Source organism: Tepidibacter sp. Z1-5, from assembly GCF_037844525.1.
Taxonomy (GTDB): Bacteria; Bacillota; Clostridia; order Peptostreptococcales; family Peptostreptococcaceae; genus Tepidibacter_A.
On record NZ_JBBMMD010000063.1, the window covers coordinates 1 to 1901 of the forward strand.

1 protein-coding gene and 1 rRNA gene are annotated in these 1901 nt (G+C 26.3%); both read right to left on the bottom strand.

The genetic code is table 11. The features are described from left to right. Positions 1–297: 297 nt before the first annotated feature. Positions 298–1185, bottom strand: a complete 888-nt coding sequence (locus WJW32_RS12415) for a DMT family transporter (protein ID WP_340258793.1) — start codon at positions 1183–1185, stop codon at positions 298–300. A gap of 638 nt (positions 1186–1823) precedes the next feature. After that, a 5S ribosomal RNA gene (rrf, locus tag WJW32_RS12420) occupies positions 1824–1901 on the bottom strand; the annotation flags it as partial.

The following is a 1901-nucleotide window of genomic DNA, read 5'->3' on the forward strand; positions in this document are numbered from 1 at the left end:
ATAAAAGTTTGTCAGTACTCAGTAACTGACTTTATGTTTGTTTATTCCGAAAATCACTGTTTGTGATTTATTTATAACCTACTGTTTAATTTTCAAAGTTCATTTGTTTTGTTCATGTATTTCGTGTTTGCCTCGTTGTTGAGGACAAGTAATAATATATCACCTTTTGATATATTCGTCAACACCTTTTTTAAAGTTTTTTATAATTTTAAATGTTATTAATAAATTCAAGATAGAAAATAAGGGGTATAGCTACTAATTGTGGCTATACCCCCTCATAATATTAATTATATTTTACTAATCAGTTTTTTTCGTTTTTAATGTTGAATAAATAGCGGTAGTTAAAATAATAATCCCACCTAAAATTTCTCGTAAAGATGGTATTTCTCTCAATAATATTACAGTAGCAATTATACCATACACAGGCTCAAGACTTGCAATAATACTGGCTGTCTGAGCTTTTACATTTTTTAATCCATTAATAAATAAAGTATGCGATACACCAGTGAAAATAACACCTAATATAATAAGAAGTATTAAGTTTTTAGATTCAAATACAGGTTTCAACATAAAAATAAATGGTATTAATATAATCGTAGCAACAAAGCACTGATAAAATGATATTACCAGGCTTTTATACTTACTTACATACTTTTTATTTAAAACAGAAAGTATAGCAAATGAAAATCCAGATAATATCCCCCACAAAACACCTTGAGTCATACTGTTTTCAAATTCAAAATTTGGTATTACAAGAGCAACACCACAAAATGTAATAGCTGCTATAAAAATATCTTTGACACAAATTTTCTCTTTTAAGAAAATAGGTTCTATAAAAGTAACAAAAACAGGGAATGTAGAAAACATTAATAATCCTATTGCCACAGTTGATAGTTGTATAGCTAAAAAAAATGAAACCCAATGAAATGCTAAAATCGAACCTAGCATAATAAAATAAAAATACTCTTTTCTTTCATCTAGTTTAATACTTTGTTTTTGAAAAAATAGCACCGTAATTAAAAATACTGAAGCAAATAGAACTCTTCCGAAAACAATTACTATTGATGGAAGAGAAATAAGTTTTCCAAACAAACCTGCAAGTCCGAAAAATAAAACCGCAATGTGAATTTCTATAAGACTTTTATTTTTTGAATCCATAATTTTAAATATATTTTTAAAATCCATCAGTATTACCCCCTTAATTTAAGACAAAAGCCTGTCTAAGATATATTAAAATTAAAGGGTATTATATTTTTTATAGCATTAGACAGACTTTTACTATTTAATAAACAACAATTAATTTGCCTATTAATAAAAGTTCATTTACAGTCTAAATTTATGGTATTATATGTAGGTTTCTGCTTTTCAAAAAATCTCCCCCTCAAAAAAATCATATTATATTTGATAATAAAAACATTATAATTTTATCACATTTGATTTTTTTTAACAAATAAAGTAAATTACATCCTTGTATAATAGCATATTTCCTACCTTAATGTTATTTTTTTATATCTTAATCTCTTCCAATGATAACGTAATATTTTATATATTGGCTTACTTTATTATATATTCACATACTAAAAAAGATGGTTGTTTAAATGTTAGTGAATCTTTTAAATAGATTTCAATAAAACTTATATTGTATCTTTTGAATATACGTTAAAAAACTTCTTATGTCTGAGCCTAAGCGAGTTTAAGAAGTTTTAGTATATTTAATAAGATACGATGTTTAGTTTTATAAATCTATTTAATGCATTCACGGTATTTAAATAACCATCTTTTTACTTATCCATTTACAATAAAAAAACGCATAAAAAAAGATTACGTGGCTACGTCCTACTCTCCCAGGGGGCTGCCCCCCAAGTACCATCGGCGCTAAAGAGCTTAACTTCTGTGTTCGG